Origin of the sequence: Cohnella sp. GCM10012308, assembly GCF_042649185.1 — a bacterium.
Lineage (GTDB): Bacteria > Bacillota > Bacilli > Paenibacillales > Paenibacillaceae > Cohnella.
On sequence record NZ_JBHRYU010000002.1, the window covers coordinates 432,379 to 457,718 of the forward strand.

Sequence of the window (25,340 nt, forward strand, 5' to 3'; positions counted from 1 at the left end):
GAAGTTGTTCCTGAGTAGGAACACCGAGGCGCATCATGCATAAGGCTGCCGGACTTGTTCCTAATCGGGAACACCCAGGCGCCTCGTACGCAACGCCGGCCGAAGTTGTTCCTGAGTAGGAACACCGAGGCGCATCATGCATAAGGCTGCCGGACTTGTTCCTAATCGGGAACACCCAGGCGCCTCGTACGCAACGCCAGCCGAAGTTGTTCCTGAGTAGGAACACCGAGACGCATCATGCACAAGGTTGGCCGGACTTGTTCCTAATCAAGAACACCAAGGCTCCTCATTCGCAAGGCTGCCGGATTTGTTCCTACTTAGGAACTCCCAGGCGCATCATACGCACGGCTTCTCACGGATGCTCGATCGCATGTCCTGGCAGAACTCATTTTTACTGAGGGACGCGGTTCCCAAAATTGGGCATTCCTCGCGAGCGCGAGTCATCATTTTTCCTTGGGCAGTTAAAACGGGTAGTAACTAGAATACGCTAGAATACTCGTCTTTTAGGCATCCGGCAAGGAGTCGATCCCATGGAAAATCACAAACCTAGAAAATCAACCTGGGGATGGTACGCGGTAAAAGTGTTGTACGAAGCCGTCATCACCGGTAACCCCGAGCCTGAAACAATAGATGAAAACTATTCCAATACGTATAAAACATTTGAAGAAATCCTCATTCTTGTTAAAGCGCAATCGCCTGACCAAGCGTATACAATCGCCGAAAGGAAAGCCAAGCAGAATGAAATGGATTATAAAAATCCATACGGCGAAACGGTCGACTGGAAATTCGTCCGGGCACTAGATTGTTTCATCTTATTTGATGAAAGCTTGCAATCGGGCACCGAGTTGTATTCGCGATCTCTACGCGTACCCAAGAATGTTCCTATCGAGACCGTCATCGCTCACTATTATCCGGAGACGGTGCACGAACATGTCGTCGATCACAACTTTATTCTGAGAAATAGCCTCTTCAATGCAAAGCCGAACTCCACTAGCTGACGACTTGCCGCGTGCCGCTCCACTTGTCGTGGAAAGGCACGCGCCGGCGGTCCAGGACGCAGCGGATCAAGTGGATGCCGAGCCAGACATTCATCGCGAACAGGCCGACGGCATACGGAATGAGGACGAGCGGCGAAAATTCGCGGACGGCGACGATCGGATAAGTCAGGTTAATGCCGCCGGCAAGCAGATACAGCAAGCCATACCGCACGATCAGCTCCCGCAGCGACACGCGCTCCCCCTGCCCGCGCACGCGAATGCGAACGACCCATTTGCCGGCCGTCCGACCGTTCGTCGCAAAAGGAACGGCGATAAAATAAACGATGACGACGAAGCCGAACACGTAAAGGATCGGCAAGCGCAGCAGCCCCAAAACGGCGCAAACCGGCAGCAGCATGCACCAATCGATCCCGGCGGCAATCGCTCTTCGGGTGTAGCTCACCCTTTTAAGCGATAGGTCGACCTCCGCGTCCAGCCGGTCGATTCGGGGCAAGCGGCTCGCGAACCATTGCGCCAATACATAGCCCACCATCCCCCCGACCGTATTCGTGATCAGATCGTCGACATCGAACAGCCGGTACGGATAATCGTAAATGCCGTAAATCCCCGTCACTTGCGTCGTCTCGAACAATAATGACAAGCCGAAGGACAGCAGCAGGCAGCGAATCCAATGCGCGCTGAAGTAATATCTGAGGAATAGTCCGAACGGAACCGTCAGCAGCACGTTAAACGCCACCTGCAGCACTGCCCGCTCGCCAAGCAGACGCAGGTACGTCGACGGGCGTTCGAGCGAGATACCAGTCTCCCGGACGATGTCGGTCAGGAAGTGGAACGGGATCCATTGGAAATAAGAGCCCGCATCCGGCGGCGCATTGTGAATCGACGACGGCAGCGGCAGCAAGATGAGAAAAACGGCGTTCAGCAAATACAGCAGCAGCAGGTACAAAATAAACGCCCGCAATTTGTGGACATAGCCATGGCGCCGGTACTGTACGACCAGGAACGGGACCGTGAAGATCGCGGCCGCAATCGGAAAACTCAGAAACGCATGAGAAATCGGAAACAAATAAGAGCCGATCATGAGCGAACACCTGCCATTTACATTTTCAGGCTTAACTATACCGCATTCCGAATTCGAACGCCCCCGCTTCAGGTCGATTGCAAAGAATCGAAATGATTCACGCGCTCGTCAAGGCTTGCTTGCTTAAGCGTTGCGAATAATCAGCAAACATGCCAATTTCATCCGTCTATGCCTAATGATAAGTTATTTTTGCGCCCATTAGACGACGAGCTAGAAAACAAGGCAGCGGCGACTCGCGCGAATAAGGAGGTGGCGGATGGAGACCCGGCGAACCCGATCGGATCTGATGTAACGGCAAACTTGGAAGCGTTATCAAAGCATTAACCAATCGAGGAGGGATACGATGAAAAAATTAGTATCGCTGATCGTGCTGCTGCTTCTGCTGACGGATGCAGGCGCAGCCTTCGCCGCGCCCAAGATCAATACGTTCGAACGGCCCGCCAGAGGCAGCGCTTATACGCTGAGCCAGTGGGCGCTCGACGGCTGGAACGCGCCATGGGACAACGGCATGAGCACGCGCACCTGGATCGACGGCTACAACTTCAACCACTCCGGCGGCCAGTCGCTGCGCGTCTTTTATCCGCAAGGCCAGATTGATCCGGCCAACTCGGGCGCGCAAGCGCCGTTCGAGGTGACGCCGGGAAGAGAGTACTATCTGTCTTACTGGGTTCGTTTCAGCAGCGATTACAGCTGGGGAACGACCGAGTTCGCCGGAAAGCTGGGGCTTGGTCTCGCGGGCGGCGCGGCATGCTCGGGCGGACAAACGTGCACGGGCTACAACGGCTTCAGCTCGCGCATGATCTGGCGCAGCGGCGGGCAAGCCGCCATCTACTACTATCACATGGACGATGCGGGTCAGTACGGCGACTACGCGGTGCTAAAAAACGCCAATGGCTCGGACATCTACTATCCGAAGGGCACCTGGGTGAATATCGTTCAGCGCCTTAAGGTGAACACGGTGACCGGCGGCAACGCCAATGCGGACGGCGAGATCCAGATTTGGTACAATGGCGTATCGGCGGCCAACATTACGGGTCTGCGCTTCGTGCGCAATACGGATCTGATCGACAAAGCGTACTTCTCCTCGTTCTTCGGCGGCGCGACGCCCTCGTTCGCACCCGCGAACGATTCGTACGTGTGGTACGACGACCTGAAGGTATCCACGAACCGGGCGGACATCTGCGAGCTCAGCACGGGGGGTTGCTTCACGCGCACGTTCCAGGCGGAGGACTATTCGTCGATGAGCGGCGTCATCAAGGAAACGACGCCGGATACCGGCGGCGGTCAAAACGTCGGCAGCATCGACAATCAGGACTGGATCGCGTTCAACAACGTGCAAATCCCGAAGACCGGCACCTATCTCGTGGAATATCGGGTCGCATCCCCTAACAACAACGGCAGGATCTCGCTCGATATTAATTCGGGCGCGACCGTGCTTGGCGAGATCGACGTGCCGAATACCGGCAGCTTCGCCAGCTACCGTACCGTCTCGCATGTCGTTCAGATCACCGCCGGCACCTACCAGTTCGGCCTCTATGCAATTACGGGCGGCTTCGATATCAACTGGTGGAAGATCACGCAGCTGTATTGACCGTTCTTATGTAAAGCAAGAGGAGACGGCGAATCGCCGTCTCCTCTTGTCAGCATGTCCCGCGTAGGGGTAGGCCGCCGGAATATACAAATCCTATTTTACGTTGCAAGCTACTTTATAAAATGTCTCAGCGTTCGTGCCGAATAAGGCATCGCGCTCTTCCTGCGTCCAGTCGTCCGGAACGAAATCGACGGCTGCCGCCAGTACATCATGATAAGAGGACGACTCCAGGCAAACCGGCCAATCGCTTCCGTACAGGACCCGCGCCGGACCGAACGCTTCCAGCACATGGCGGACATACGGACGAGCCTCCTCCAGCTTCCACTCGCGTCCGGGCTCCGCGGAGAAGCCGGATATTTTGGCATACATCCCGTCGTGGCCGGCTAATTCCGCGATGCGTTCGCTCCAGGGCAGCCAAGCGCCTCGATCGATTTCCGGCTTGGCCAGGTGGTCGATGACCGCGCGAAGCTTCGGAACGCGCTCGGCCAGTCGGATCAGGTCGGAGAGATGGCGCGGACGTGCCTGGAGGTCGATGGGAAAATCGGCATCCGCGAGCATCCGGATGTTCGCCACGACCGTATCCTGCAAGATCCAGCCGTCGGGAAGATCCTGGATCATCGGGCGAATGCCGACGAATGACGCGTGTTCCCGCAGCTTGACGAATTCCCGTTCCATCTGCGGATCCGTCAGGTCCAGCCACCCTACTACGCCGGCCAGCGTCGGCTCCGAATCGCTCAAGCGAAGCAAGTAGCGCGTCTCCTCCACCGAGGGGGCGGCTTGAACCGCGATCGTCGCATCGATTCCGCACTCGGACATCAACGGTACAAGCGTCTCCGGCCCGTAGTTCCGATATAAAATGCCTTTATCCGGCGTCAGCCACCCGTAATCCGTTCGCGCGATCGACCAATAGTGCTGATGGGCATCGATTCTCATGTCGTCCTCTCCTTTAGGAGAGAGTATAATGCAGGATCCGTACGCCCCGCCATGTACAAAATTCATTTTTACGACGACTCTCTCTCAATCTCGTCCATGCCGCCTGCAAACAACGTCCGCAAATCATACGTAACAAGCCGGCACCGGCTTAGTGTCGGAACCAGCTTGTCCGTAAAGCATTCGACGTGCATTTACTGGCAGTTCGAATCCTATGCCTGCCTTGCAGCCTTCAATTTGTCGAGCTCCGACTGAATCTCGTCCCGCTCCGACCATTCCGCCAGATTGACCGACGGACGGCCCGTGGACAGGCGGGCTTCGGCTCCCGCTTCCCATCGCATGACCTTTTGTTCGATGCGTCCGAACTCTCTGGAGATTTTGTCGGCATCGCCGTAAGGAACGGCTTTTACGGTCTCCCGGATCGCCGCCGCGGCGTTGGCGCGAGCCATCAGGAAGGAAAGCTTGTTGTTCAGCTCGCGATGCAGCTCCTGCAGCCGCTCGATCTCCTGGCGCAGATTCGCCGTTTGATTGCGGATGACGTCGCGCTGCTCGAGATAGGTCTGCAGCAGCTTCCCGTGATGCAGCTTCTCCTGCAGAGCCAGCGCCGCGATATCGTCCTGGCCGCGGTCCACGGCCAGCTCCGCTTGCCTCGCGCGCTTGTCCACGATCTGTCCCGTCTGCGCCACGAGCAGATCGTACTGCTGCTCGGCCGCTATTTGGGTCGCCAGCGCGTCTCGGGCGCGGTCGATCTGCTCTTCAAGCTGCCTGATATAGTGACGGGCCATGCTGATCGGATCCTCGATGCGGTCCAATACCCTGTTTACGTCAGCCGTTGCGATATCCTTCATTCTCGAGATAATTCCCATTTTATCGTTCCTCCTTATATTGGCTGCGTTCCCACTCGTCCAAAAATTGGCCGCGGCTAACGCTGGTTGTATACGACGACGATACAGCCTCTTGCACTGAGGCTTCGAAAGCTTCGTTTTTATTGATTCTGTGCGTCAGCCAGATGACAAGGGCGACGACGACGAGGCCCCAGAACGGCGTGAGCAGACTCATCAGAGAGACGGCCGCGATCAGGGCGCCTGCCCATCCGAGCAGTCCCTTCGCTTTGAAAAACACGACGGCGCCGAAGAACAGCATGACGATTCGCAAGACGGTCAACACGATCGGGAAGATGCCGACAGCTTGTTCGACCGGCGATGACGACTGCCAGCCGCGACGGCCGAATCCGTGGCCCCATGCCTGCTGATAAGCGACCGCCTCGTGATGGGGAATCCCGAGCAGCTTGGCCACAAGGATCAAGAACAGAACGACAAGCGAGCCGATGGCGATTCCCTTAAGTATTGAAGCGCGTTTCACGTTCTCACCTCCTTCTCTCACCGGTTGTTCCGGTAAGACAAGGATAGCCCGCCAGGCTGAAAGCCGCGTGAATGCCAACTGATGCTTGGTTGAATTCCTCCTGAAAATGCGCTTAATACCTTGCGTTGTTGCCGATGAGAGCAAGATCGAGACCGCCAGTCCATCCGCACGATACATTTCTCACGTTGCGCTGTGTTCGTAATTCCTGCAAAAATACATCTATTTCTGCCCTATCGGACGATTAACAGGCGGATAGCTGCTAAAAGGCATCTAATCTTCCCATTCAATCGAATTACCGGTACGTTTCTCGAATTTACCTGCATATTTGCATGCATTTCACCAAGCGTCGCTTTTCGGCAGAAAATACATGTACATATGCAGGTTTTTCGATCCGCACAACACACGCGCCCTGAGTTCAATTTCGATAACAGGCGATTCAGCAGCCCTGCTCCCGCAGATTTCCTCGAACGATCATTAGAAAAATACCGCCGGCAGCCCGATAAGGGTGCCAGCGGCATTGATAAGCATATTTACTGATGTGTATTAATGGCCTCGAGCAGCCGAATGACGACCGTCGCCGCCTCGGCGCGGGTCACGGTCCCGTCCGGCTCGAAGCGTCCGCCGGAACGGCCCTTCATCAGGCCATTCGACTGAACCGCGCGTACGGCGCCCGACGCCCAGGCTGGGATGCGCGCGTTGTCTGCGAAGCCGGGTGCGGCGATGTTAGGATCAGTGTTAACAGCCGCTGCGGTATCGCCCAGCGCTGCGGCGAGCATGACGGCGAGCTGCGCGCGGGTCAGCCCGGCGTTCGGGCGGAGCGTGCGATCCTCGTAGCCGTGCAGGATGCCGGCCTTAACCGCCTGCGCGACGGCCTCCGCGGCCCAGTCGCCGAGCTGGTCGCGGTCGGCGAAGTCCGGCACGTTATCCGCCTGTCCCTCGGGTTGCAGCGCGTTCATCAGCATGACGCTGAACTCCGCGCGGGTGACGCTTTGATTGGGCTTGAACGTGCCGTCCTCGTAGCCCTTGACGATACCGGCCTTCACTGCGGCCTGAATGTCGGCGCTCGCCCAATGCCCTTGCGTATCGGCGAATGCCGCGGCCGGCGACGCGCTCACGGCGAATACGGCGAACTTGGTGAGATGGTCGGACGCGACCTCGACGGAGGTGCCGCTTACCGTGCCGCCCATCTCGATCCATTGCTTTTTGGATTCGTCGTAATAATGAATGGAAGGCTTGCGGCCCTCTCCAATCTTGTCCGGATCGAACGTTAACCGGATCGTAATCGGCACCGCAAAGTTGCCCGGCTCGCTCTTGTCGATCTCGTAGATCGGACTCGCCGGGCGATCGCCATTCTTCAGCAGCTGCGCGACGACGGCAGCATCGTCCAGCTTGACGATCTTGTAAGTCACAGGCCGGCTCAACGCGCCAACTGGCACGGATACGGTAACTTCCTGGCCAAGCGATAACGAGGCGGTCTCGCCGGGCTGCACCTGCTTTTCCGCTTGCTTGGCCGGCGTTGGTGTCGGCGAAGGCGAAGCTACATAAGTCGGCGTCGGCGTTGGCGACGGCGAAGCGGATGGCTCAGGCTCGTCTTCCGCCTGAACGCTCGCCATAACGAAGCCGTTGTCCGACTTGAAGGCGATCTCCTCGCCGTTCCAGCGGACCTTGGTCGCTCCGGGCGCGTACGCGACGGCCGTCAGGCTGTCGAACGCGCCCTCGTCACCGGCGGCGAGATCCAATACGCCGCCCGAGAAGCTCGCCTCCGGCCGCACCTGAACCGCGGTCCCTTCCTTCCCGTCGACAAAGTAATATTGCAGCGCGCCGGCCGTCTCGGCATTCGCATTATAATAGAAGACTTGCTCGCGTCCGTCCTTCAGCTTCACCTCGATCCGTCCGTCCTCCGTCTTGCCGACGGACGCGATCGCGCTCTCGCCGGCATACGGCTCCAGCACGCTGACGAACTGCGCGCTCTTCGCCTGGACGCGGTTCACCAGCGTCGGCGTATACACGTCGGTCGCGTTGCCCGGTCCCGGCGCTTCGCCCACGATCATCTGCGTCGGCGCGGACGGCGTGCCGGTCAGGCTGAACAGCTTTAACCCGTTGCCGGACGGCAGCTTCCATGCGCCCTCCCACTCGCCGGATACGTTCTGAGACTTGCCGTTTCGGAAAAAGGAGTACGCATCCTTGGTGCCGAGCGGCTCCGCATAAGGCGTCATCGTCTGGTCCGCCTGGAAGTCGCCCATGCCGTGCAGCACCCAATCGTACTGGCGCTCCGTGCCTGAGGCGACGCTGAACAGATCGATCAGGTAGTCCTTCGTCACCGCGACGGTGCGCTCGTACCGGTCCATGCCCGCGTATGCTTTGCTCGATGTATTGGTCATGATGCCGAGCGGCCCCGACTGCAGGAACAGCTTCGTCGGCTCGTACGTCTCCGCGCCGTTTACGGTCGGAATCTGCTGCGTATCCCCGTCGACCAGCACCGTATTGTGCGCGAACGACTTTTTATAATAGGACTCGTACATCGAATTGCTGTAAGGCGGAATGCCGAGATCCGGCGCGAGACGCTCGCCTTGGCCGAAGATCTCGAGATGCAGTTTGTCCGGGTGGCCGTGGTAGCCGCCGTGCAGGCCGTAGTCGACGAGCGCATACAGTTGGCCCTCGCCTTCCCCTGCGCGCAGCACCGAGTGGCCGAGTCCGGTGAAGTTCATGCTCTCCGCCGACAGCGAGCCGCCGCTTGGGATAACCTCCGCCCCATAGAAGACTGCCTGCTCGCCCGCAATGCCCGAAGAGGTATTGCCCGGCACGACAAATCCGCCTCTGACGCGGCCTTTATCTACATAAAGCTTGTTCAGCAACGCGCCGTAGACCGGATCGCCATAGTGCGCATAGACGGCCTCGTAGTCCATCGGCACGACGCGTCCCGGCGCCGCCAGGCTCGTCGGATATTTGCCGGAGTCGTTGCCATTAATGATGCCGAGATCCGGAAACGCGTACTGCAGCGTCGCGTCGTACATTTTCTTGAAGTTCGGATTGGCGAACAGATCGTAGCCCATGCCGAGCAACGCCTGCGCGTGGTCGAACAGCGCAGACTGCGCGTAGAAGTGGTACCCGATCGCGCCCTCGTACCAGAAGCCGTCGGACAGCACGCTGTTATTCATCTGGAAGTTGAAGCCGCTGCGGCCGTCGACCGAGAAGTCCATCAGCGTCTTGTCCTCCAGAATCGCCCCGATCGTGCCGATCGCCGCGTTGTGCCACGTCTGCCAGTTAGACTTGCCCACATCGTAGCCCTGCAGCGTCTTCGCCGACGGCGCGAACAGGTTCTGCTCGATGTCGTATTTCTCGGCGGCGGTCAGCAGGCCGCTCGGTTCGATGAGATCGTAGGCATGCGCCAGCTCGATGATCTGGACGGCCTCGTCGAGCGACTGATAATAGATTCTGCCGTTCAGCGGCTGCAGCGGATAGCTCGGGTACAACGCCGCATAATGCGTCAGAATCTCCTTGGCCTTCGCCGCGTATTTCGTCTCGCCGGTCAGCGCGTAGACGAGCGCGAGATTGCGCGCGGCCTCGATGTTCACCGTGTGGGCGGTAAAGCGCCAGGCGGCATCCAGGTCATCGCCCGTAAGCCAGCTGCCGTCGGTCGGACATTGATGCTCGTGCGGCTTATCGTAGTCGAAGACGAGCGGCGTGTCCCCGCACACGTACAGCGTGCTTTCGCCGCCGGGCTTGGACGGGTAATACACCGTTTTATCGACCCATTCGTCCGCCTTGAGCCGGATCGCGGCCAGATAATCCGCCGCCCAGCCATACTTCTGAATCTTGGCCTTCGCCTCGGCGAGCTGATCCCCGGAGAGCATCACATAAGGATGCTGCTTGGTCGCCGTTCGCGGCGCGCCTACTTTCAGACTCAGCTCGATCGTCGTATCCTTGCCGCCCGCGATCGGATGGACGTTCAGCACCGCCTTGACCGCACTGCCCGCCTGCGCGGCGGCCGGCACGGTCGCCAACACGTCGACGTCGGTCTCGGCGCCGTTCGCCACGACGGCGGTCTCTGCCGGGAACGTCGTCCCGTAGCCCGCGCCCATCGGCGTCTTCAGCGACAGCGCATAAGCCGTATCGGCGCCGCCGATGTTTTTCAGCGTAAAGGCGTAGTGAACCTCGCTGCCCGGCAGCGCGCTCTTGTCGATCTGCCGGATCGACGGCTCGACCGCGTTTTTGGTGAGCGCCATCCCGTCGAAGTACAGCTTGTCGTCCGGACTCGACACCGGGTCCGAATCGTACCAGCGCGGATGGAGAATGACCTTGCGGATATTCTCAAGCTTCGCGCCGCCGTTGGAGTTGAGGAACTTGTTAAACGGCAGCTCGATCTTCTTCCAGCCCTGCCAGTCGACGAAAAACGAGCTCATGAAATATTCGTTGCCCGGATTCGCGTCGTCCGGCGTGCTGATAATGACGTATATTTTTTTGTTGGACGCGCGGTCCGAATACAGCCAGAACTCGAGCTGGTCGTTCGACTGCCATGGCGCATTCGTAATGTCCGTGACATCGATCGGCGAAGTCGGATCTGTCCACTTGCCGGAGAAATTGCCCAACACGGCGGGCGAAGCAGACGGTGTCGTATTCGTCCACCCCGCGAACGTCTCCGTGTTGCCGATCTGCAGGCTCGAGCTGCTCGACAGATCGATGTCGTACGCATAGCTCATCTCTTCGCTGACCTTCCCGTCGAACTCCGCCTTCGCCGCGATCGTCTGGGATCGGTCGACGAGCAGCGGCGCCGTATACGGCTTGAAGGCCGCATCCACGCCTTCGATTTTGTAAAAGATCTCGGCACCTTCGGTCGCCGAACTCAGCGATATCGTCTTGGCCTCGGCGTACGTGCCGGCTGCCGGGCTAGCCGTTACGTTTTCCACGAAGTCGCGGTAGACGAACGTGTAATTGTAAGTCGTCTCTGCGCTATCCGTTCCCGCCAGGGACGACTTGACGACAAGCGTCGTATCCTCGGTCAGCACGAGCGGCGCGCTATAGCGCTGGAACTCGCTGTCGATGCCGACCCGCTTGTAGTACACGCCCGCAAGCGCCGAGGGCTTCGTCGCGCTGGACAAGGTCACCGTCGTCTTGTTGACGTACTCGCCCGACGGCTTGTCCGCGACGGCCGGATACACCTCGCCGGTCCCCGTCAGGCGGAAGTCGTCGAGATACATGCTGAGCGACGGATCGAGCGTCGTGCCCGAGACGCCGGCCTGGTCGAGCCGGACGTAATCGAGCGGTCCCCACGCCTTGACGCTTGCCGAGCTCGTCTGCGTCCTGACGGCGGACAGCGGGATCTCGACCTCCTTCCACCCCTTCCAATCGAGCGGCAAGCGGTAGTAGTAATACTCGCTGTCTCCCTTCATGAAAAACCGGAGCTGGATCGGCTTGTCCGCCTGATCGCCCGTCCGCGCCTTCACGTTGTACGCCCAGAACTTGAGCGTACTATAGCCGTTCAGATCGACGCTCGGCGCGACCTTCGGATAGATCAGCGCCGCGCCCGCGATGTACGCAGTCGGATTCGCGGCGTCGACGTTGATCGCGAGCAGCCACTTTTTGGAGCCCGTTCCTTCCTTGATATAGGCGGGATCGGCGTTCGGGACGAGCGCCACGCCTGCCGTGCCGACCGTGTCGCCGGCCACGTTGGCCGTCGAATCCATGGCGTTTAGCTGCTGCGCGTAGGGGACGACCAAGGGCGAGTCGGCCCCGCCGGCCGCCTCCGCCGCGTTCGGCGGCAGCGCCGCGAGCGCGCTCGTGACGAGCAGGAGCGCGGCCATCGCGGCCGCCAGCTTCTTTTTCAACCTGAGAAGGGACATATTTAGCCTTCCTTTCGCGCCTCTGGGTATGGCAAAGCCCCGCCGATTCGACCAACGGGGCTTGCGATGTTTCCGTTTGCTGCTTTTTACGCGTGCTGTTTGTTACGCAAACTGCTCCCTTGCTTGCTTGCTCACTTGCTTGCTCCCTTGCTTACTTCACGGCCGCTTTGGCGCGCTCGTCCGCTTTTTTGTAAATCTCCAAAATCTCTTCGTAGCCGAGCTTCTTCTGCTCTTCGACGAACTTATCCCACGTATCGAAGCTGCGGGTGCCCATGATGAACTTCGCGAAGTTCTCGTCGCGGTGGCTGTTGAGCGAGTCGCCCTTCGTGCTCAGCACCTGCTGCTCCTCCGGCGTAAACGGCGGCGTCGACGTCTTGTCGTTGTCGTATTGCGGCGCCTGCTCGTAAGCGGACTTCAGCTCCGGCGAGGAGACCGAGATGTGGGCGTTAAAGTCGAACCAGGTGTACGTGCCGTCGGTCGACAGACCCGTCTTCTTGCGCAGATCCGAGATGTCCGTGTACTTCTCGATAAAGCTGTCGCCGCTGACGGTGTCGCCTTCCTTGCCCCAGCTCACCAGCTTGTGTCCTTCCTCGGAGTAGAAGAAGTCGATGAACTTGACGATGTCCTTGATTTTCTTGGACTTGGAGGAGATCATGAAGCCTTCCTCCGTTACGGCCGTGAACGCGTTCTTCTGCAGACCGCTCGGACCCGCGGGCGGCGCCATGAAGTTCATGGAGAAGTCCGGATTGTCCTTGCGCAGCGCGCTGTTGTAGAAGTCGATCCGCCCGATGTAGTCGAGCGTGACGAACGCGCGGTTCGTGGACACGATGTCCTGCCACATTTTCGTATCGATCGTCAGGAAGTCCTTCGGAATGAGTCCCTCTTTATAGAACTTGTTAAAATAAACGAGCATCTCCTTGTAAGCCGGCTCTACCGGCGCGTACTTCCACTCGCCCGTGCCGTCCAAATAGGCGCTCGCCTTCTGGGCGTCGACCGGCGCCGACACGCCGAAGCCCGCCGCGAAGTCCTCGAAGTAGCGCAGCCCGTTGCGCACCGTGAGCGGATAGCTGTCCGGGTATTCCGCTTTCAGCTTTTTCAGCGTCTCGTACAGCTCGTCCCACGTCTTGGGCGTCGACAGGTTCAGCTTCTTGAAGACGTCCTCGCGGTACATCCAGGTGCGGCGGTTGGATTCGCCGAGCCCCTGGTTCGGGAATTCGTACATCTTGCCGTCGGAGGACAGCATGTTCTGCGTCTCGGCCGGGTACTTCTCCATCCAGGCTTTGAAATTCGGCATGTCGTCGACGTAGTCGAGGATGTTGACGAGCGCGCCCTGCTGGCCAAACTTGTCGGCAAGGCGCTTCTCCTGCGTCCACATGATGTCGGGCATGTCGCCGCCGGCGATGGCCAGGCTGATCGCGTCCTCGAGCAGATTGCCCGCGGGCAGCTGGATGTCCAGCGTGACTCCGGTCTTCTCCTTGATATAGGACCAGATCTTCCAGTTCGCGTCGTACGGCCAGCTTGGATTGCTGTAGTCCAGGAACGTGAACGTTTGCGGCGTTAGCGCCGTCGGCGCGGCGGATGCGCTGGCTCCGTTGCTTGCGGAAGCCGTGGCCGAGGCGGACGGCGACGGACTCGCGCCTTCGTTGTTTTTCGAGCACGCGCCGAGCACGACGCTCGCCCCCATGACCGCGGATAATACGACAGCTGTCTTTTTGTTCATTGTTGCCCCTCGCTTTCTGTTTTCCGATCGAATTTTCCCATGTCTGTATGTTAACCTTTGACCGACCCGATGAGAGCCCCCTTGGCGAAATACTTCTGGAGGAACGGGTAGATCAAGAGGATGGGAACCGTGGTCACGATAATCGTGGCGTACTTGAGCGCTTCGTCGACGATCATGCTGTCGCCGCCGATGTTGCCCGCGCCGCCCGCGCCTCCCGAGCCTTGCAGCACCATGTTGCGGACGATGACCTGCAGCGGGAAGAGGTCGGCATCGCGCAGATAGAGCAGCGCGGAGAAAAAGTTGTTCCAGATGGCGACGCCGTAGAAGAGGCCGATCGTCGCTAGAATCGCTTTGGACAGCGGAAGCACGAGCCGGAAAAAGATGCCGATATCGGTCAAGCCGTCGATCTTGCCGGATTCCTCCACCTCTTGGGGCATGCCGGTGAAAAACGTGCGCATGACGATCAGGTTCCACGTGCTGACGGCGCCCGGCAGCACCATCGCCCAGATCGTATCGATGAGATGATAGCTTTTGACGACGAGGAAGGTCGGGATCATGCCGCCGCTGAAGAACAAGGTGATGACGACCATGACCATGAAGCCGCTGCGGAACAGCATGTCCCGCTTGGAGAGCGAGTAAGCCCCCGCCGCGCTGACGATCAGCGAGATGGCCGTGCCAAGCGCCGTATAGATGATCGTATTGACGTAGGCGCGTCCGATCTCCGGATTGTCGAAGACGGCCGCGTACGTGTTCAGGTTGAATTCCTTGGGCCAGAAGAACACTTCGCCCTTCAGCACCGGCACGGTGCCGCTGAGCGAGACCGCGATCATATAGATGAACGGATACAGCGCAGACGCGGCGACGGCGAATAGCACGACATACAAAATGACATCGAATAGCCCGAATTTAGGCTTCATGACGCGTTCGCTCCTTTCCTCACCATAGGCTCGTCTCGCTCGTCTTGCGGCTGATCCAGTTCGCCGTGAGGATGAAGAGCAGGTTGACCACGCTCGTGAACAGGTCGATCGCAGTGCCGTAGCTGTAGTTCATCGCCTGGATCCCCGTCCGGAACACGTACGTGCTGAGCACGTCCGCCGTCGAATAGATAGAAGGATTCAGCATAAGCAGTACCTTTTCGAAGCCGATGTCGAGGACGTGACCGATGTTCAGGATAAACAGGATGACGATCGCCGGCATGATGCCAGGCAGCGTGACGTGGCGAAGCTGGTGCCAACGGCTGGCGCCGTCCACGGTCGCCGCTTCGTAGAGCTGCGGATCGATGGCGCTGAGCGCCGCCAGATAGATGATCGTTTCCCAGCCGATATGCTGCCAGATCTCCGACAAGATGTAGAGCGTGCGAAAATAGTTCTCGTTTTGCATGAAGTTGACGGAGCTGTAGCCCATCCATTCGATCACGTGGTTGACGAGGCCGCTCGTCGGAGACAGGAAGAGGAACATCATGCTCACGACGACGACGTTCGAGATAAAGTGAGGCAGGTAGCTGATCGACTGCACCAGCCGTTTGACGATGCCCTTCCTGACTTCGTTAAGCATCAGCGCCAGAATGATCGGGGCCGGGAACCCGAAGACGACCTTGTAAACGCCGAGCAGCACGGTGTTCTTCAGCAGCTTGGGGAAGTCCGGACTGTGAAAAAACATCGAATAATACTTGAGCCCCACCCAGTCGCTGTGCCAGATTCCCTTGAACGGGTTGTAATCCTTGAACGAGATGAGGATGCCGAACATCGGCACGTACTTGAACAGAATGTAGTAGACGAGCGCCGGCAAAAAGAGCAGCAGCAGGTACTTGCTTCTATTGAATCTCAATCGGAATAACGCCACTTGCGACCCTCCAGTCTGAAGCGATGTGTCTATGCCGCCTAGCTTAATGAATGTTCCGAAGGCGGGGCAATGATGCGATCTGCGGAAACCTCGCATTTCTTCGGTTTTCGGTACGTTCGCGAAGTTTTTTAACGTTCGACGGCCGTTTCCGCCCCTCGTTCATGCGAGCGGTACAGACTCTCTACGACTGCCACGACGCTGCGGGAGTAAGCCATCGAGCATTCGGGCTCGCGGTTGTCGCGAATCGCGCCGATCAGGTCCTCGAACTGGCGGACGAACGGGTCCGGCTGCGGCGGCACGTTCACTTGCTCATAATCGCCTCCGTCGCTTACCCAGAGCCCTCTACCCGTCAGCAGCTTCATGCAGCCGCCCGTGAACCGGAATTCCGTCTCGTCGACGACGGCGCCCGGGTAGCCCGATTGCGACAGCGTCGCGGGTATGCCCGATTCGGTCACGAGCAAGGCCGAGCCGCCCCCTTCGATATCCCCTCTCATATCCGCATAGCGGATGCTTGCCGTCACTCTCGCGATTCTCTCGCCAGTCATCCATAAGATCTTGTCGATCGAATGCGAACCCAGATTCGTCAGGATGCCTCCGCCGGCCTTGTCTTTCTCGAAAAACCATGCCGGCCTGGTTGGCGTGTCGTACCGTTGGTGGCGCCTGTCGTTAATCATCGTCAGTCGTCCGAGCCGGCCGCCGTCGATCCAGGCCTTGGCCGCGAGATTGGCCGCGTCGTAATGCTGCGTGTGGCCGACCATCAGCTTGACCCCGCCGGCGTACACGGCTTCGATGATCTCGTCGCATTCGCTCACGCTCATCGCCATCGGCTTCTCGAGCATGATATGGCAGCCTCGGGCGGCGGCGAAGCACGCGGCTTCCCTGTGCAAAAAATGAGGCAGGGTGACGACCGCGATATCCGGCCGTTCTTTTTCGATCATTTCTTTGTAGTCCGCGTAGGACGGGATGCCGTGCTCTGCCGCCAAGGCGTTCGCCCGATCCAGGGCAATGTCAGCGACCGCGCAGGGCGCGAGGTCATCTCTGCCCAGCATCGCCTTCAGATGCGAGCCTGCGATGATGCCGGCTCCGATCACGGCCACGCGATATCCCATTTGTAAGACCGCCTCCTCCATTCGAATGCGGTCATCATAGCAAGCGCGGCGAGGGGCTCGCCATCAGGGAATCTTACGGTTCTTGTCGAATCTTAAAAAGAAGGGCGTATTTGCGGTTGATCGTAAGAAAGGATAAGTTTCCGAAGCGATGAGTATTGAGAGTAAAGCTGACACGGGGCTATACTCAGTTTTATGTAAAGCTCGATCGACGAAATTGTTAAAAAGGAGTAATCGGATGAAATGGACGGCGCGATTCCGGGGGACGGCCAAAAATCAGATGTCTCTTTTCTACACCTTGTTCGGCAGCTTCATCGCGATCATTCTCCTTCTGGTCTCCATCAATTGGGTTGCCTTCACGTTTTTCAGGCAAAACATCCGGGACGAGATCATCCTGAACAGCAGCCTAAATCTGAACGCGACGGCCGCCAATTACGAGAAACATATCAAGCTGGTTCGCAGCTTTATGCTCGGCTATCTATTCGACAACGACACGGAAATCTTGAAGCGCGGCGATCCGATGAGGCGGTACGACGTCGTCGTCGACGTGCAGAAGTCGCTGGCGCACGATTTGAACAACACCTCGCTCTACCTGGACAATATCGTCTATTACTTCCGCGGCGACGACTTCATAATCGACCGGGACGGCACGCGCGACGCGGATACGATGTTTTCGAAGTTTTATTATGAATCGGCGTATACGGCCGATTTTTGGCGGCACGAGATGGACCGCGAGGTTAGCTTCAAAGTGTATCCCGCCGCTTCGTTCGCCTCCGTCACGCCCTTCGAGCGCAAGCCGCTCGGGACGCTGATGCCGATTCTGGTCAAAAACGGCTACGATCGCGACTTCGCCTTCATCGCTTTCCTGAACGGCGACCGCATCTATACGGCTTTTCACCAGGCCAAGCCGAGCAGCACGTTTTTTATCGTCGACGCCGCGGGGCAAGCGCTCTATTCTTCCGACGACAGTGTCGCGCTTCCGACGGAGATCGCCGGGAAGACCGGGAAGGGCTATGTAAAAATCGACAACAGCTACTACTTCTATCGGACCGGCGGGGAGACCGGGTTTACGTACTTTGAGATGGTGCCCGACAAAGGACTGGCCGCGCAGCTTCGCCGGCTGAACCTGATCATGCTGGCGCTGCTCGTCCTGTCGGTGCTGATCGGCCTTGCTGTGTCGTATTGGTTCTCCAAGCGGTTCCACAATCCGCTTGCGAACATGATCCGCTCCGTGCAGTCCCTGCGCGCGGTCGGCGTCCCCGCGGGCGAGGGGAGCCGGATCAAGGAATTCAACCTGCTGCACGACACGTTAAGCGACCTGTCGCGCTCCAACCGAGAATATCATGAAGACCTGCTCGCCAAAAACAACCTGCTGCAGCAGTTCGCTTATATGAAGAAGCTGAAAAAGATTCACGGCGGCGTCGATCAGCTGCCGGTGACCGTCGACTCGGACGCGCATTACCGGCTCGTGCTGTCGCAGATCGAATTCAAGGAGCGCTTCGCCAAGGAGATCGCGAACGCGCCCCTACGCGCCTTCAACATGTACAAAGAGCTGATTGACGCGCATTTCTCCAGCCGGTACGACGATTCCCTCACCTTCCAGCTGGAGAAGGATCAGGTGCTGACGATCCTGTTTGTCAAAAACGATCGCGGCGCGAGCCTGCAAGGCGAAAATATGGACGAACTGGTCCGCATGCTGGGTACGGACATCCCGTACTGCAACTTCACGATCGCGATCAGCCCGGTCCGCAGCCACTCCGCCGACTTCGCGGAGACGTACCAGGACGTCCTCGATCTGGTCAAGCAGCGCAGGCTCGGCGAGGACGTGCAGGTCATCGGCGAATGGATCCCGCAGCCTTCGCTTATGATACCGGCGCCTTCCGAGGAGCAGGAGCTTACGGCCAACCTGCAGGCCGGCTGCGACGAGGTGACGGTGCCGCTCGTGAACCAGCTGCTCGACCAGCTCGCGCGGGCGGGCGCGCTCGCCCATCAATTTCAGGACTTCGCCAAGGACGTGGTCAATCGCACGATCAAAATTTTGTACGCGCAAAATATATCGTTCACGACCTTCGCCGAAGGCGGATCGCCCTACGATCAATTGAAAAGCTGCTACACGCTGGAGCAATACAAGGCGTTCTTCGGGAAGTTCCTCGCGAAGTCGGCCGAAGCCGTGCGCGCGAAGAAATCCGAGACCGATATCATCACGAAGTTCGTCATGGAATACGTCGAGGAGCATTTCGGCGACGATCTCTCGCTCGACGCGATCGCGGGCAAGCTGGGCATTACGGGACCTTATTTGTCCACCTACTTCAAGGAAAAAACGGGCACGAATCTCAGCGATTACATTCTGAGCGTGCGCATCAACAAAGCGAGCCAGATGCTGCGGGATACCGACCTGCTCATCCAGGAGATCGCTTCGCTCGTCGGCTATTACACTGTCGCCTCGTTCAACCGCGTCTTCAAGCGGTACACGGGCCTGACGCCGAGCGAGTTCAGGAGAAGTCATAATCAGTAAGAGACGGAGCTGAAAGAGACGGAGCTGACGCAGCCCCGTCCATCAAGGAGGTAAATGTATATTGATCGCTACGCTGCCGTTGGCCAAACAGCTCGAGACGTTCGAGGCCCTTCGTTTTACGCCGGAGCCCGGCCATCCGTTCACGTTGTATTTATCCGCGCCGGATGCGCGTCTTGCGGATGCCGTCCGAGCGTTGTTCCCCGGTATCAAGCTGCTGGAAACTCAGAGGCAGCCTCAGGCGGCAAGGTCCGATTCGGATTCGGAGGAAACGACGGGCTACGCCGCTTATTGGGGTCCGCCCGCCGGTTTAGGCGCCGGACTGGAGATCCCGGACGTCGCCAGACTGCCGTCCCAAGGGTACCGGCTGACGCTGGCGGGACCTGCCGCCGCGCTTGGCGCGAACGACGCGGCCGGCTTGTTCTACGGCCTGCAGACGCTTAGGCAGCTGCTGGATCTCGGCGATCCGCTGCCGGCCTTGACGATTGCCGACTGGCCGGATACGCCGCTGCGCTGCATGAACTACGACCTGCGCCAGACCTTTTCCAAGCCCGAGCTGCTGGTCTCGTACGTCGATGCGTTTGCCGCGTTCAAAACCAATGCGCTGCTGATCGAATACGAGGACAAATTCCCGTTCGCGCGGCATGCCGAATTCAGGCACCCCGCGCACGCGCTCACCGATGCCGAGCTGGACGGACTGCTTGATGCCGCGGCGCGCAACTTCATCGAAGTGATCCCGCTGCAGCAGACGTTCGGGCACTTGGAATACATCCTCGGGCGCGACGCGTACAGGCATCTGCGGGAGACCGCGTCGTCCACCGGCGAGCTGTGCCCGAGCCATCCGGACGCCTTCGGGCTGGTCGCCGGACTGCTTGAGGAGATAGCCGCGCGTCATCCAAATTCCCGTTACCTGCATCTGGGCTGCGACGAGGTATACAGCCTGTGCGAATGTCCGATCTGCCGGGAGAAATACGGCGGTTCGCGGAATCTGGCCTTTCTGGACTTCGTGAACAAGCTGATTGATTATACGTGCGGCTTGGGCAAAAAGCCGATCATCTGGCAGGACATCCTCGCCGACTGCTCCGACGAGGAGCTCGGAATGCTCGACCCGCGCGTCGCCGTCATGATCTGGCACTATAACGGCAAAAATATCGACCGCGTCGCCGGCTCGCTTGCTCCTCGTCTGCAAGCGAGGGGCATCGAGGTTATGGGCGCTCCTTCGGTCCGCTGCTTCGACCGCAAGGACGACCAGAACTACCCGCTCGTCCGCGAGCGGATGAGCAACGTCGACCAATGGGCGGCTGCGGCGGAGGGATACGGCCTGAGCGGGCTCGTAGGCACGAACTGGACGGCCGTCTTTAGCCTGGGCGTGCCGTACGGCGTGTTCGAGACGACCTGGTACACGATGGCGTACTTCGCGGATGCGGCCTGGCACCGGGAGCGACCGGCGGACGACCGGTTCATCGACCGCTTTTTGCAGACCTTTCACGGCATCGCGCCGGATACGGCGGAACGTCTGCTCGGGAGCTACGACGACGAGGACTACTATGCGTCGATGCCCAAGCTGCTGGGCGCGGTCGCCAAGCACGAGGACACGTCGCGCCTCATCGCCGCGATGATCGACTACGAGACGGCTGCCGACCGGTCGCGGACGATCCACAAATACGCGTACAGGCGGGAGCTCTATCCGGACAGCGAAGCCGAAGGGCGGTCGCTCGCGAACAACTGCCGGATCACCCGAGCGGGGCTCGACAAGGTCCGGCCGCGCATGGAGGCAGCGCTCCGAACGTTCCAGCCGGCCGATATGGCGGAGCACTACATGCGCTCGCGGTTTTATTTACACGATTACCTGGACGGGCATTTGTATAAGGAGCTCGGGCTGGCCGGGCGAGAAGGCGAGTAGTTGAGAGGCGGCCGCCGGTTGACAGAGTGGGAGCTTTATGGCAGGCACCAAAATAAACGTCAGGGCAGGCAATGGCCCTGACGTTTTTTGGGGTCTGCGTCGCCGGCGGAGAGTTGCGGACAGACGATCCACTATCTATCTAAATTCGCCCATTTTATCGTCCCCGCGGACCCAGGATCCGCTATTCGTCGCTCTAAAGACGCCAACGCCACGCTTTTTGACAAATAACGGCTCCTCGGTCCGCAACCTCCGCTCAGCGTACGCAATCCTCAACAATAGCGGCCCCTGTGTCCGTAGGCCGCTCCCACGACGTTATAGCTGGAGTTACTGGCGGTGGTGTCACTGGTGGCGGTGTTACGAACGGCGTGCTGCTGGCATAACGGGCGTATAGCGTGGAGACAGCGGTGTTTGTCACCGCCGGTCCCGCTCCCGCCTAAGCCTCGCCGAGCTCTTTATCGTACTTGGCATACGTTTTCCACACCTCGTAACCGAGCTTGCCGTAGAAGTCGACGAACGGCGTCGTGTCGATAACGATCCGCCGCACGCCGCGCGCCGTCAGGAAGTGGATGGCGGCCTGGACGATCGAGATGCCGTACCGGTGTCCTCTGCACGTCTCGTCGATCCCCAGCGGGCCGATGCCGCCGAGCTCGTCCCCGAACAGCGGCGCCCAGTACACATTTTGCGCCAGCAGCGGCGAAGCCGCGTCGTTCATCCGGCAGAAGCCGACGATTGCGCCCTCCATCTCGAGCACAACGTACTCGCGCCCAGTACCGCCCCGCTCCCAATAGTCGCGGTGCTGCAAATCCCAGGTTCCCGGGAAGCACCGCGCCATAAATGCCGTCAACGCCTCACGGTCCGCCGGCTCCGCGACCCTCGCCGCCGCGCCGCCGCCGAATTCGGGCATGCCGATGCGCTCGTCCGGGCCGTACGACTTGATCAGGTCGTAGACGTCTTCCCGGTAAACGTAGCCCCTGCGCTCGAACCATTGCCGCGTCGCTGCCAACTCTTTGGGTATGCCCGGGAACAGCCGGCGGTGCAGATCGTTGCCCAGCACGACGCGCGCCGCGCCGGCGTTGCGCAAGGCGTCCTCGGCCAGGCGAAGCAGCTCGCTACCCAACCCCTGCCCCCGGTGGTCCGAATCGACCAGCAGCGCCTGAATCCATCCGGCGTCGCGCCGAAGGCCAAAGCGGCCGTCGTCCTCGCCTGGCATTTTAGAGATGGCTAGGCCAATAATCGCACCGGTCTTGGAATCGCGCGCAACCCACGATCCCTTATGCAGCAGCCGGCTGTCCTCAAGCGCATTCTGCGCCAGCAGCCTCGGCCGCATCGGGAACGCTGCGCCCAGCTCCTTGTTCCACAACGCCACCGAGCTCTCCGCGTGCTTCTCCCCGAACCTTTCGAATCTCATCGCGTTCCATGCCTCCTGCATTCCTTGTTGAGCTTGCCTACTAGACAATGTAGCCGAAGCGGAAGACCGGGCAAATAGGCAGATCTTACGATTGTTGTTATCTGATAAGATTCGCACGAAAAAAAGGAGGCGCACGACGATCAAGTCGCTACCTCCCCTTCCTGTAATACATCGGCGCGCGACCCGTGACCAGCTTGAATACGCGTCCGAAATGCGCGACGGAACTGAAGCCCGCCTTTCTCGCAATCTGGTTGACCTTAAGCGAGGTCTGCTCCAGCAGCTTCTTCGCTTCCTTGACCCGGACGCTGTTCATGTACTCCACGAAGGTGAAGCCCGTCGCTTCCTTGAAGGAACGGCTTAGATAATAGGGGCTGACGAAAAATCGCTCGGACAGCAGCCGCAGCGACAGCGGCTCCGCGTAATGCTCGTTGATATGCCGGACGACTTCCGATATCCGCGCATGCATCGGACTCGGGTCGGCGCCGCGCGCATCGTCACCCTGCCCCGCCAACCTGAAGCACGTCACGAGCAGCTGCATCGCGAGCGTCTGCGCGTAGATCTCGAACCCGGGCTCGCGCCCCTGCACCTCCCGCACGATTCGGCGCGCGAGGGCGTCGAGGTCCCGCCGATCGGACAACGAAGCCCCCGAGACGACCGCGAATTCCCGACCGGACAGCGCCTTCAGCATATCCGCGCAGGCGCCGTTCACCGCGATCATGTCCTCCCCGCGCAGATTCACGACGAGCCGCTCGTGCTCGGGCATGTCCGTATCGGTGGTCCGGTGCACGACGTTCGGCGCGATAACGACGATGTCGCCTTCATCGATGACGATCGTCCGGTCCTGGATAAAAAACCGCCGCCGGCCCGACATCAAATAAAAAATCTCGTACGTGCCGTGAAAGTGACGAACCGGCATATGATGCCGCGGCGCCTTCCGATGGGAAACCGTAAAAGTACCTTCCGCATTGTCGTACCGGATTTCCTCCACCGCCGGCCCCCTCCTCGCATGCCCTTTTACCGCAAGATATAAGAAGAATTCCGCCTAAATCGCAAAATATGAGCATTTATCGCTGCTACTATAGGTTTATAACAAAAAGGAGGAATGCGCAATATGGAACAGCCGCAAACGGCAACCTCAGAACGGGCCCGGGCCCGGGACACCTACACCCCGATTCGATGGGCGGAACTGGCCTGCGAGGCGCTGATGACCAAGTTCGAGCCCGAGCAGCTCCCTCCGGACCGGTTCCACTATCATCAGGGCGTCTTCCTGTCCGGAATGGAAAAGTGCTGGCGGGAAACCGGGAACCCCGAATACTTGTCCTATATCAAGCGTTGGGTGGACAGCCAAGTACGCGAGGACGGCAGCATCCGAAAGATTAACTTAGAGGAGCTCGACGACATTCAACCAGGCGTGCTCCTGTTCAACCTTTACGCGCAAACGGGAGACGAGCGCTACAAGAAGGCGCTGCACGCACTTGTGCCGCTCATTAAAACGTGGAAGACGAATGCTTCGGGCGGCTTGTGGCACAAGGACCACTGCCCGAATCAAATGTGGCTCGACAGCTTGTACATGGGCGGTCCGATCGCCGTACAATACGGCCGGACGTTCGGCGACGATACGTACTTCGACCTGATGGCGCATCAGGCGCTGCTCATGGCCGAGCATACGACGGATCCCGTCACCGGCTTGATGTACCACGGCTGGGACGAGACCCGGACCGCCGAGTGGGCGGACCCGAAGACCGGTCTCGCATCGGAGTTCTGGGGACGCGCCATCGGCTGGTACCCGGTCGCTCTGCTGGAGATGTTCGAGCACATGCCCGCGGATCACAGGGACATCCCGAAGCTGACAGCCATTTTGCAAAATCTGCTCGTTGCGCTTACAAACTACCAGGATCCCGCGACCGGCCGCTGGTACCAAGTCGTGGACAAGACGGACCGGCCCGACAACTGGCTGGAAAACTCCTGCACCTCTCTTTATGTTCATGCGATTGCCAAAGCGGTGCGCATGGGTTATCTGGACGCGAAGTATATGGACAACGCCTGGAAGGGCTATCAAGGCGTCATCGATACGCTGACGTTCGACGATCGAGGCCATATCGTCATCGGCGGCATCTGCATCGGCACGGGCATCGGCGACTACGCCCACTATATCGCGCGCCCGACCAGCGAGAACGACCTGCACGGCGCCGGCGCCTTTATTCTGATGTGCGCGGAGATGAGCCTGCATCCCCTAGCCGTTTGACTCTCCGAAAAAAAACCGCCCGGACCGCAGGCATCCCAGCCGGCGGAGGGCGGTATTTCGGATGACGATATGTCCGAGGCTGTGTTCGCTCGAGACGAGTTAGGGACAGACGATTCGTTATTTCTCTCAATTCGCACGTTTTTCAAGCTCCGCGGACTCAGAATTCGCTATTCGTCTCTCCCCACACCTCGAAGGCTCTCTTTTTCGCAAATAGCGTCCCCTCGGTCCGCAGCATCCGCCTCAAGCGCGCAAGCCTCCAAAATAACGGCTGCTGAGTCCATTCATTGCTTCCGCGACGTCACAGTTGCGCACATGGCAGACAGACAGTCTCTGGCACGATTGCCCTTATTGTGCGGTTGCCGCCAAGTTCATTATTGGCTTACGACAAGTACGTCGCTTGGCTGGATGCCCGTGCTTTGGATCCGCAAGATCTCCGCGTCCGTCAGGATGCGTCCGACCAGAATGAACGAGGACGTTACGTCGTTGAAATTGAACCTGCCCAGGTTCGCTACGCTCTGGCTGCCGCGGAACACGCGGAACGAGCCTCGAAAGTTCACTTGAGAAAACAGGACAAGCGTGACTTGGGTACCCAACAAGACATTGCGAAGCCTGAAGCTTGATAAAATGTTGTTGAAACGAAACGCCCCGAGATCCCGCACCGCTATGCCTCCGCGCCTGAAGACGAGACGGCGGCCCGTAAAATTGATTCCGGACCAGAGCGCGAGACGAATATTCCGGTTTGCCATTTTCGATCCCTTCCTTGTCAGAGGATACAACATCGTATGCCATCGACAAAAAACGG

General features: G+C 59.1%; 17 protein-coding genes. 5 read left to right on the plus strand and 12 right to left on the minus strand.

Translation table 11 applies throughout. From position 1 onward, the window contains the following. Window positions 1–530 precede the first annotated feature (530 nt). The gene (locus ACFOTD_RS05095) at window positions 531–998 is read left to right on the plus strand and encodes a DUF4288 domain-containing protein (RefSeq protein ID WP_378116367.1); all 468 of its coding nucleotides are present in this window, start codon (window positions 531–533) and stop codon (window positions 996–998) included. Here the strand turns inward: ACFOTD_RS05095 and ACFOTD_RS05100 are convergent. After that, window positions 991–2,079 carry a VanZ family protein gene (locus ACFOTD_RS05100; protein ID WP_378116369.1) on the minus strand — a complete coding sequence of 363 codons (1,089 nt, stop codon included), beginning with the start codon at window positions 2,077–2,079 and terminating at the stop codon, window positions 991–993. The two genes, ACFOTD_RS05095 and ACFOTD_RS05100, sit on opposite strands and share 8 nt — an antisense overlap. A 343-nt stretch (window positions 2,080–2,422) precedes the next feature. Here ACFOTD_RS05100 and ACFOTD_RS05105 point away from each other — a divergent pair, with 343 nt between their 5' ends. After that, the gene (locus tag ACFOTD_RS05105) at window positions 2,423–3,670 is read left to right on the plus strand and encodes a carbohydrate-binding protein (RefSeq protein ID WP_378116371.1); all 1,248 of its coding nucleotides are present in this window, start codon (window positions 2,423–2,425) and stop codon (window positions 3,668–3,670) included. A 93-nt stretch (window positions 3,671–3,763) separates the two neighbouring features. Here the strand turns inward: ACFOTD_RS05105 and ACFOTD_RS05110 are convergent, their stop codons facing one another. The 8 genes from ACFOTD_RS05110 to ACFOTD_RS05145 form a co-directional block, all read right to left on the minus strand. Next, entirely contained in the window at window positions 3,764–4,603 is an 840-nt protein-coding gene (locus tag ACFOTD_RS05110; RefSeq protein ID WP_378116373.1) for an amidohydrolase family protein, read from the minus strand. A 209-nt stretch (window positions 4,604–4,812) separates the two neighbouring features. After that, window positions 4,813–5,466, minus strand: coding sequence for a PspA/IM30 family protein (locus tag ACFOTD_RS05115; RefSeq protein ID WP_378116375.1), 654 nt, complete (start codon window positions 5,464–5,466; stop codon window positions 4,813–4,815). Between the two features lies 1 nt (window position 5,467). Continuing rightward, a complete protein-coding gene (locus ACFOTD_RS05120; RefSeq protein WP_378116377.1) occupies window positions 5,468–5,962 on the minus strand; it encodes a hypothetical protein in 495 nt (164 codons plus the stop codon). 530 nt (window positions 5,963–6,492) lie between these two features. Further along, entirely contained in the window at window positions 6,493–11,802 is a 5,310-nt protein-coding gene (locus tag ACFOTD_RS05125; RefSeq protein ID WP_378116379.1) for an S-layer homology domain-containing protein, read from the minus strand. Between the two features lie 151 nt (window positions 11,803–11,953). Beyond that, window positions 11,954–13,522 carry an extracellular solute-binding protein gene (locus ACFOTD_RS05130; RefSeq protein ID WP_378116381.1) on the minus strand — a complete coding sequence of 523 codons (1,569 nt, stop codon included), beginning with the start codon at window positions 13,520–13,522 and terminating at the stop codon, window positions 11,954–11,956. Between the two features lie 50 nt (window positions 13,523–13,572). Further along, the gene (locus tag ACFOTD_RS05135; protein WP_378116383.1) at window positions 13,573–14,439 is read right to left on the minus strand and encodes a carbohydrate ABC transporter permease; all 867 of its coding nucleotides are present in this window, start codon (window positions 14,437–14,439) and stop codon (window positions 13,573–13,575) included. A gap of 19 nt (window positions 14,440–14,458) precedes the next feature. Continuing rightward, window positions 14,459–15,349, minus strand: a complete 891-nt coding sequence (locus ACFOTD_RS05140; RefSeq protein ID WP_378116385.1) for an ABC transporter permease — start codon at window positions 15,347–15,349, stop codon at window positions 14,459–14,461. A gap of 143 nt (window positions 15,350–15,492) precedes the next feature. Further along, window positions 15,493–16,473 (minus strand): Gfo/Idh/MocA family protein, encoded by a 981-nt coding sequence (locus ACFOTD_RS05145; RefSeq protein ID WP_378116387.1) that lies wholly within the window; start codon window positions 16,471–16,473, stop codon window positions 15,493–15,495. A 235-nt stretch (window positions 16,474–16,708) separates the two neighbouring features. Here ACFOTD_RS05145 and ACFOTD_RS05150 point away from each other — a divergent pair, with 235 nt between their 5' ends. Continuing rightward, window positions 16,709–18,985 carry a helix-turn-helix transcriptional regulator gene (locus ACFOTD_RS05150; protein WP_378116389.1) on the plus strand — a complete coding sequence of 759 codons (2,277 nt, stop codon included), beginning with the start codon at window positions 16,709–16,711 and terminating at the stop codon, window positions 18,983–18,985. Window positions 18,986–19,046: 61 nt separating this feature from the next. Further along, the gene (locus ACFOTD_RS05155) at window positions 19,047–20,885 is read left to right on the plus strand and encodes a family 20 glycosylhydrolase (RefSeq protein WP_378116391.1); all 1,839 of its coding nucleotides are present in this window, start codon (window positions 19,047–19,049) and stop codon (window positions 20,883–20,885) included. A 433-nt stretch (window positions 20,886–21,318) separates the two neighbouring features. Here the strand turns inward: ACFOTD_RS05155 and ACFOTD_RS05160 are convergent, their stop codons facing one another. After that, entirely contained in the window at window positions 21,319–22,293 is a 975-nt protein-coding gene (locus tag ACFOTD_RS05160) for a GNAT family N-acetyltransferase (RefSeq protein ID WP_378116393.1), read from the minus strand. A 148-nt stretch (window positions 22,294–22,441) separates the two neighbouring features. Then, window positions 22,442–23,281, minus strand: a complete 840-nt coding sequence (locus tag ACFOTD_RS05165) for an AraC family transcriptional regulator (protein ID WP_378116395.1) — start codon at window positions 23,279–23,281, stop codon at window positions 22,442–22,444. Window positions 23,282–23,404: 123 nt separating this feature from the next. Between ACFOTD_RS05165 and ACFOTD_RS05170 the strand changes: the two genes are divergently transcribed. After that, complete coding sequence (locus tag ACFOTD_RS05170) at window positions 23,405–24,538, plus strand: glycoside hydrolase family 88/105 protein (protein ID WP_378116397.1); 1,134 nt, start codon at window positions 23,405–23,407, stop codon at window positions 24,536–24,538. A gap of 371 nt (window positions 24,539–24,909) precedes the next feature. Here the strand turns inward: ACFOTD_RS05170 and ACFOTD_RS05175 are convergent, their stop codons facing one another. Beyond that, window positions 24,910–25,284, minus strand: a complete 375-nt coding sequence (locus tag ACFOTD_RS05175) for a hypothetical protein (protein ID WP_378116399.1) — start codon at window positions 25,282–25,284, stop codon at window positions 24,910–24,912. Between the last annotated feature and the right edge of the window lie 56 nt (window positions 25,285–25,340).

Excerpts from the sequence above, each read along its gene's own strand:
- ACFOTD_RS05095 (WP_378116367.1), top strand. The coding sequence starts at position 531 with ATGGAAAATCACAAACCTAGAAAATCAACCTGGGGATGGTACGCGGTA.
- ACFOTD_RS05100 (WP_378116369.1), bottom strand. The coding sequence starts at position 2,079 with ATGATCGGCTCTTATTTGTTTCCGATTTCTCATGCGTTTCTGAGTTTT.
- ACFOTD_RS05105 (WP_378116371.1), top strand. The coding sequence starts at position 2,423 with ATGAAAAAATTAGTATCGCTGATCGTGCTGCTGCTTCTGCTGACGGAT.
- ACFOTD_RS05110 (WP_378116373.1), bottom strand. The coding sequence starts at position 4,603 with ATGAGAATCGATGCCCATCAGCACTATTGGTCGATCGCGCGAACGGAT.
- ACFOTD_RS05115 (WP_378116375.1), bottom strand. The coding sequence starts at position 5,466 with ATGGGAATTATCTCGAGAATGAAGGATATCGCAACGGCTGACGTAAAC.
- ACFOTD_RS05125 (WP_378116379.1), bottom strand. The coding sequence starts at position 11,802 with ATGTCCCTTCTCAGGTTGAAAAAGAAGCTGGCGGCCGCGATGGCCGCG.
- ACFOTD_RS05130 (WP_378116381.1), bottom strand. The coding sequence starts at position 13,522 with ATGAACAAAAAGACAGCTGTCGTATTATCCGCGGTCATGGGGGCGAGC.
- ACFOTD_RS05135 (WP_378116383.1), bottom strand. The coding sequence starts at position 14,439 with ATGAAGCCTAAATTCGGGCTATTCGATGTCATTTTGTATGTCGTGCTA.
- ACFOTD_RS05145 (WP_378116387.1), bottom strand. The coding sequence starts at position 16,473 with ATGGGATATCGCGTGGCCGTGATCGGAGCCGGCATCATCGCAGGCTCG.
- ACFOTD_RS05150 (WP_378116389.1), top strand. The coding sequence starts at position 16,709 with ATGAAATGGACGGCGCGATTCCGGGGGACGGCCAAAAATCAGATGTCT.
- ACFOTD_RS05160 (WP_378116393.1), bottom strand. The coding sequence starts at position 22,293 with ATGAGATTCGAAAGGTTCGGGGAGAAGCACGCGGAGAGCTCGGTGGCG.
- ACFOTD_RS05170 (WP_378116397.1), top strand. The coding sequence starts at position 23,405 with ATGGAACAGCCGCAAACGGCAACCTCAGAACGGGCCCGGGCCCGGGAC.
- ACFOTD_RS05175 (WP_378116399.1), bottom strand. The coding sequence starts at position 25,284 with ATGGCAAACCGGAATATTCGTCTCGCGCTCTGGTCCGGAATCAATTTT.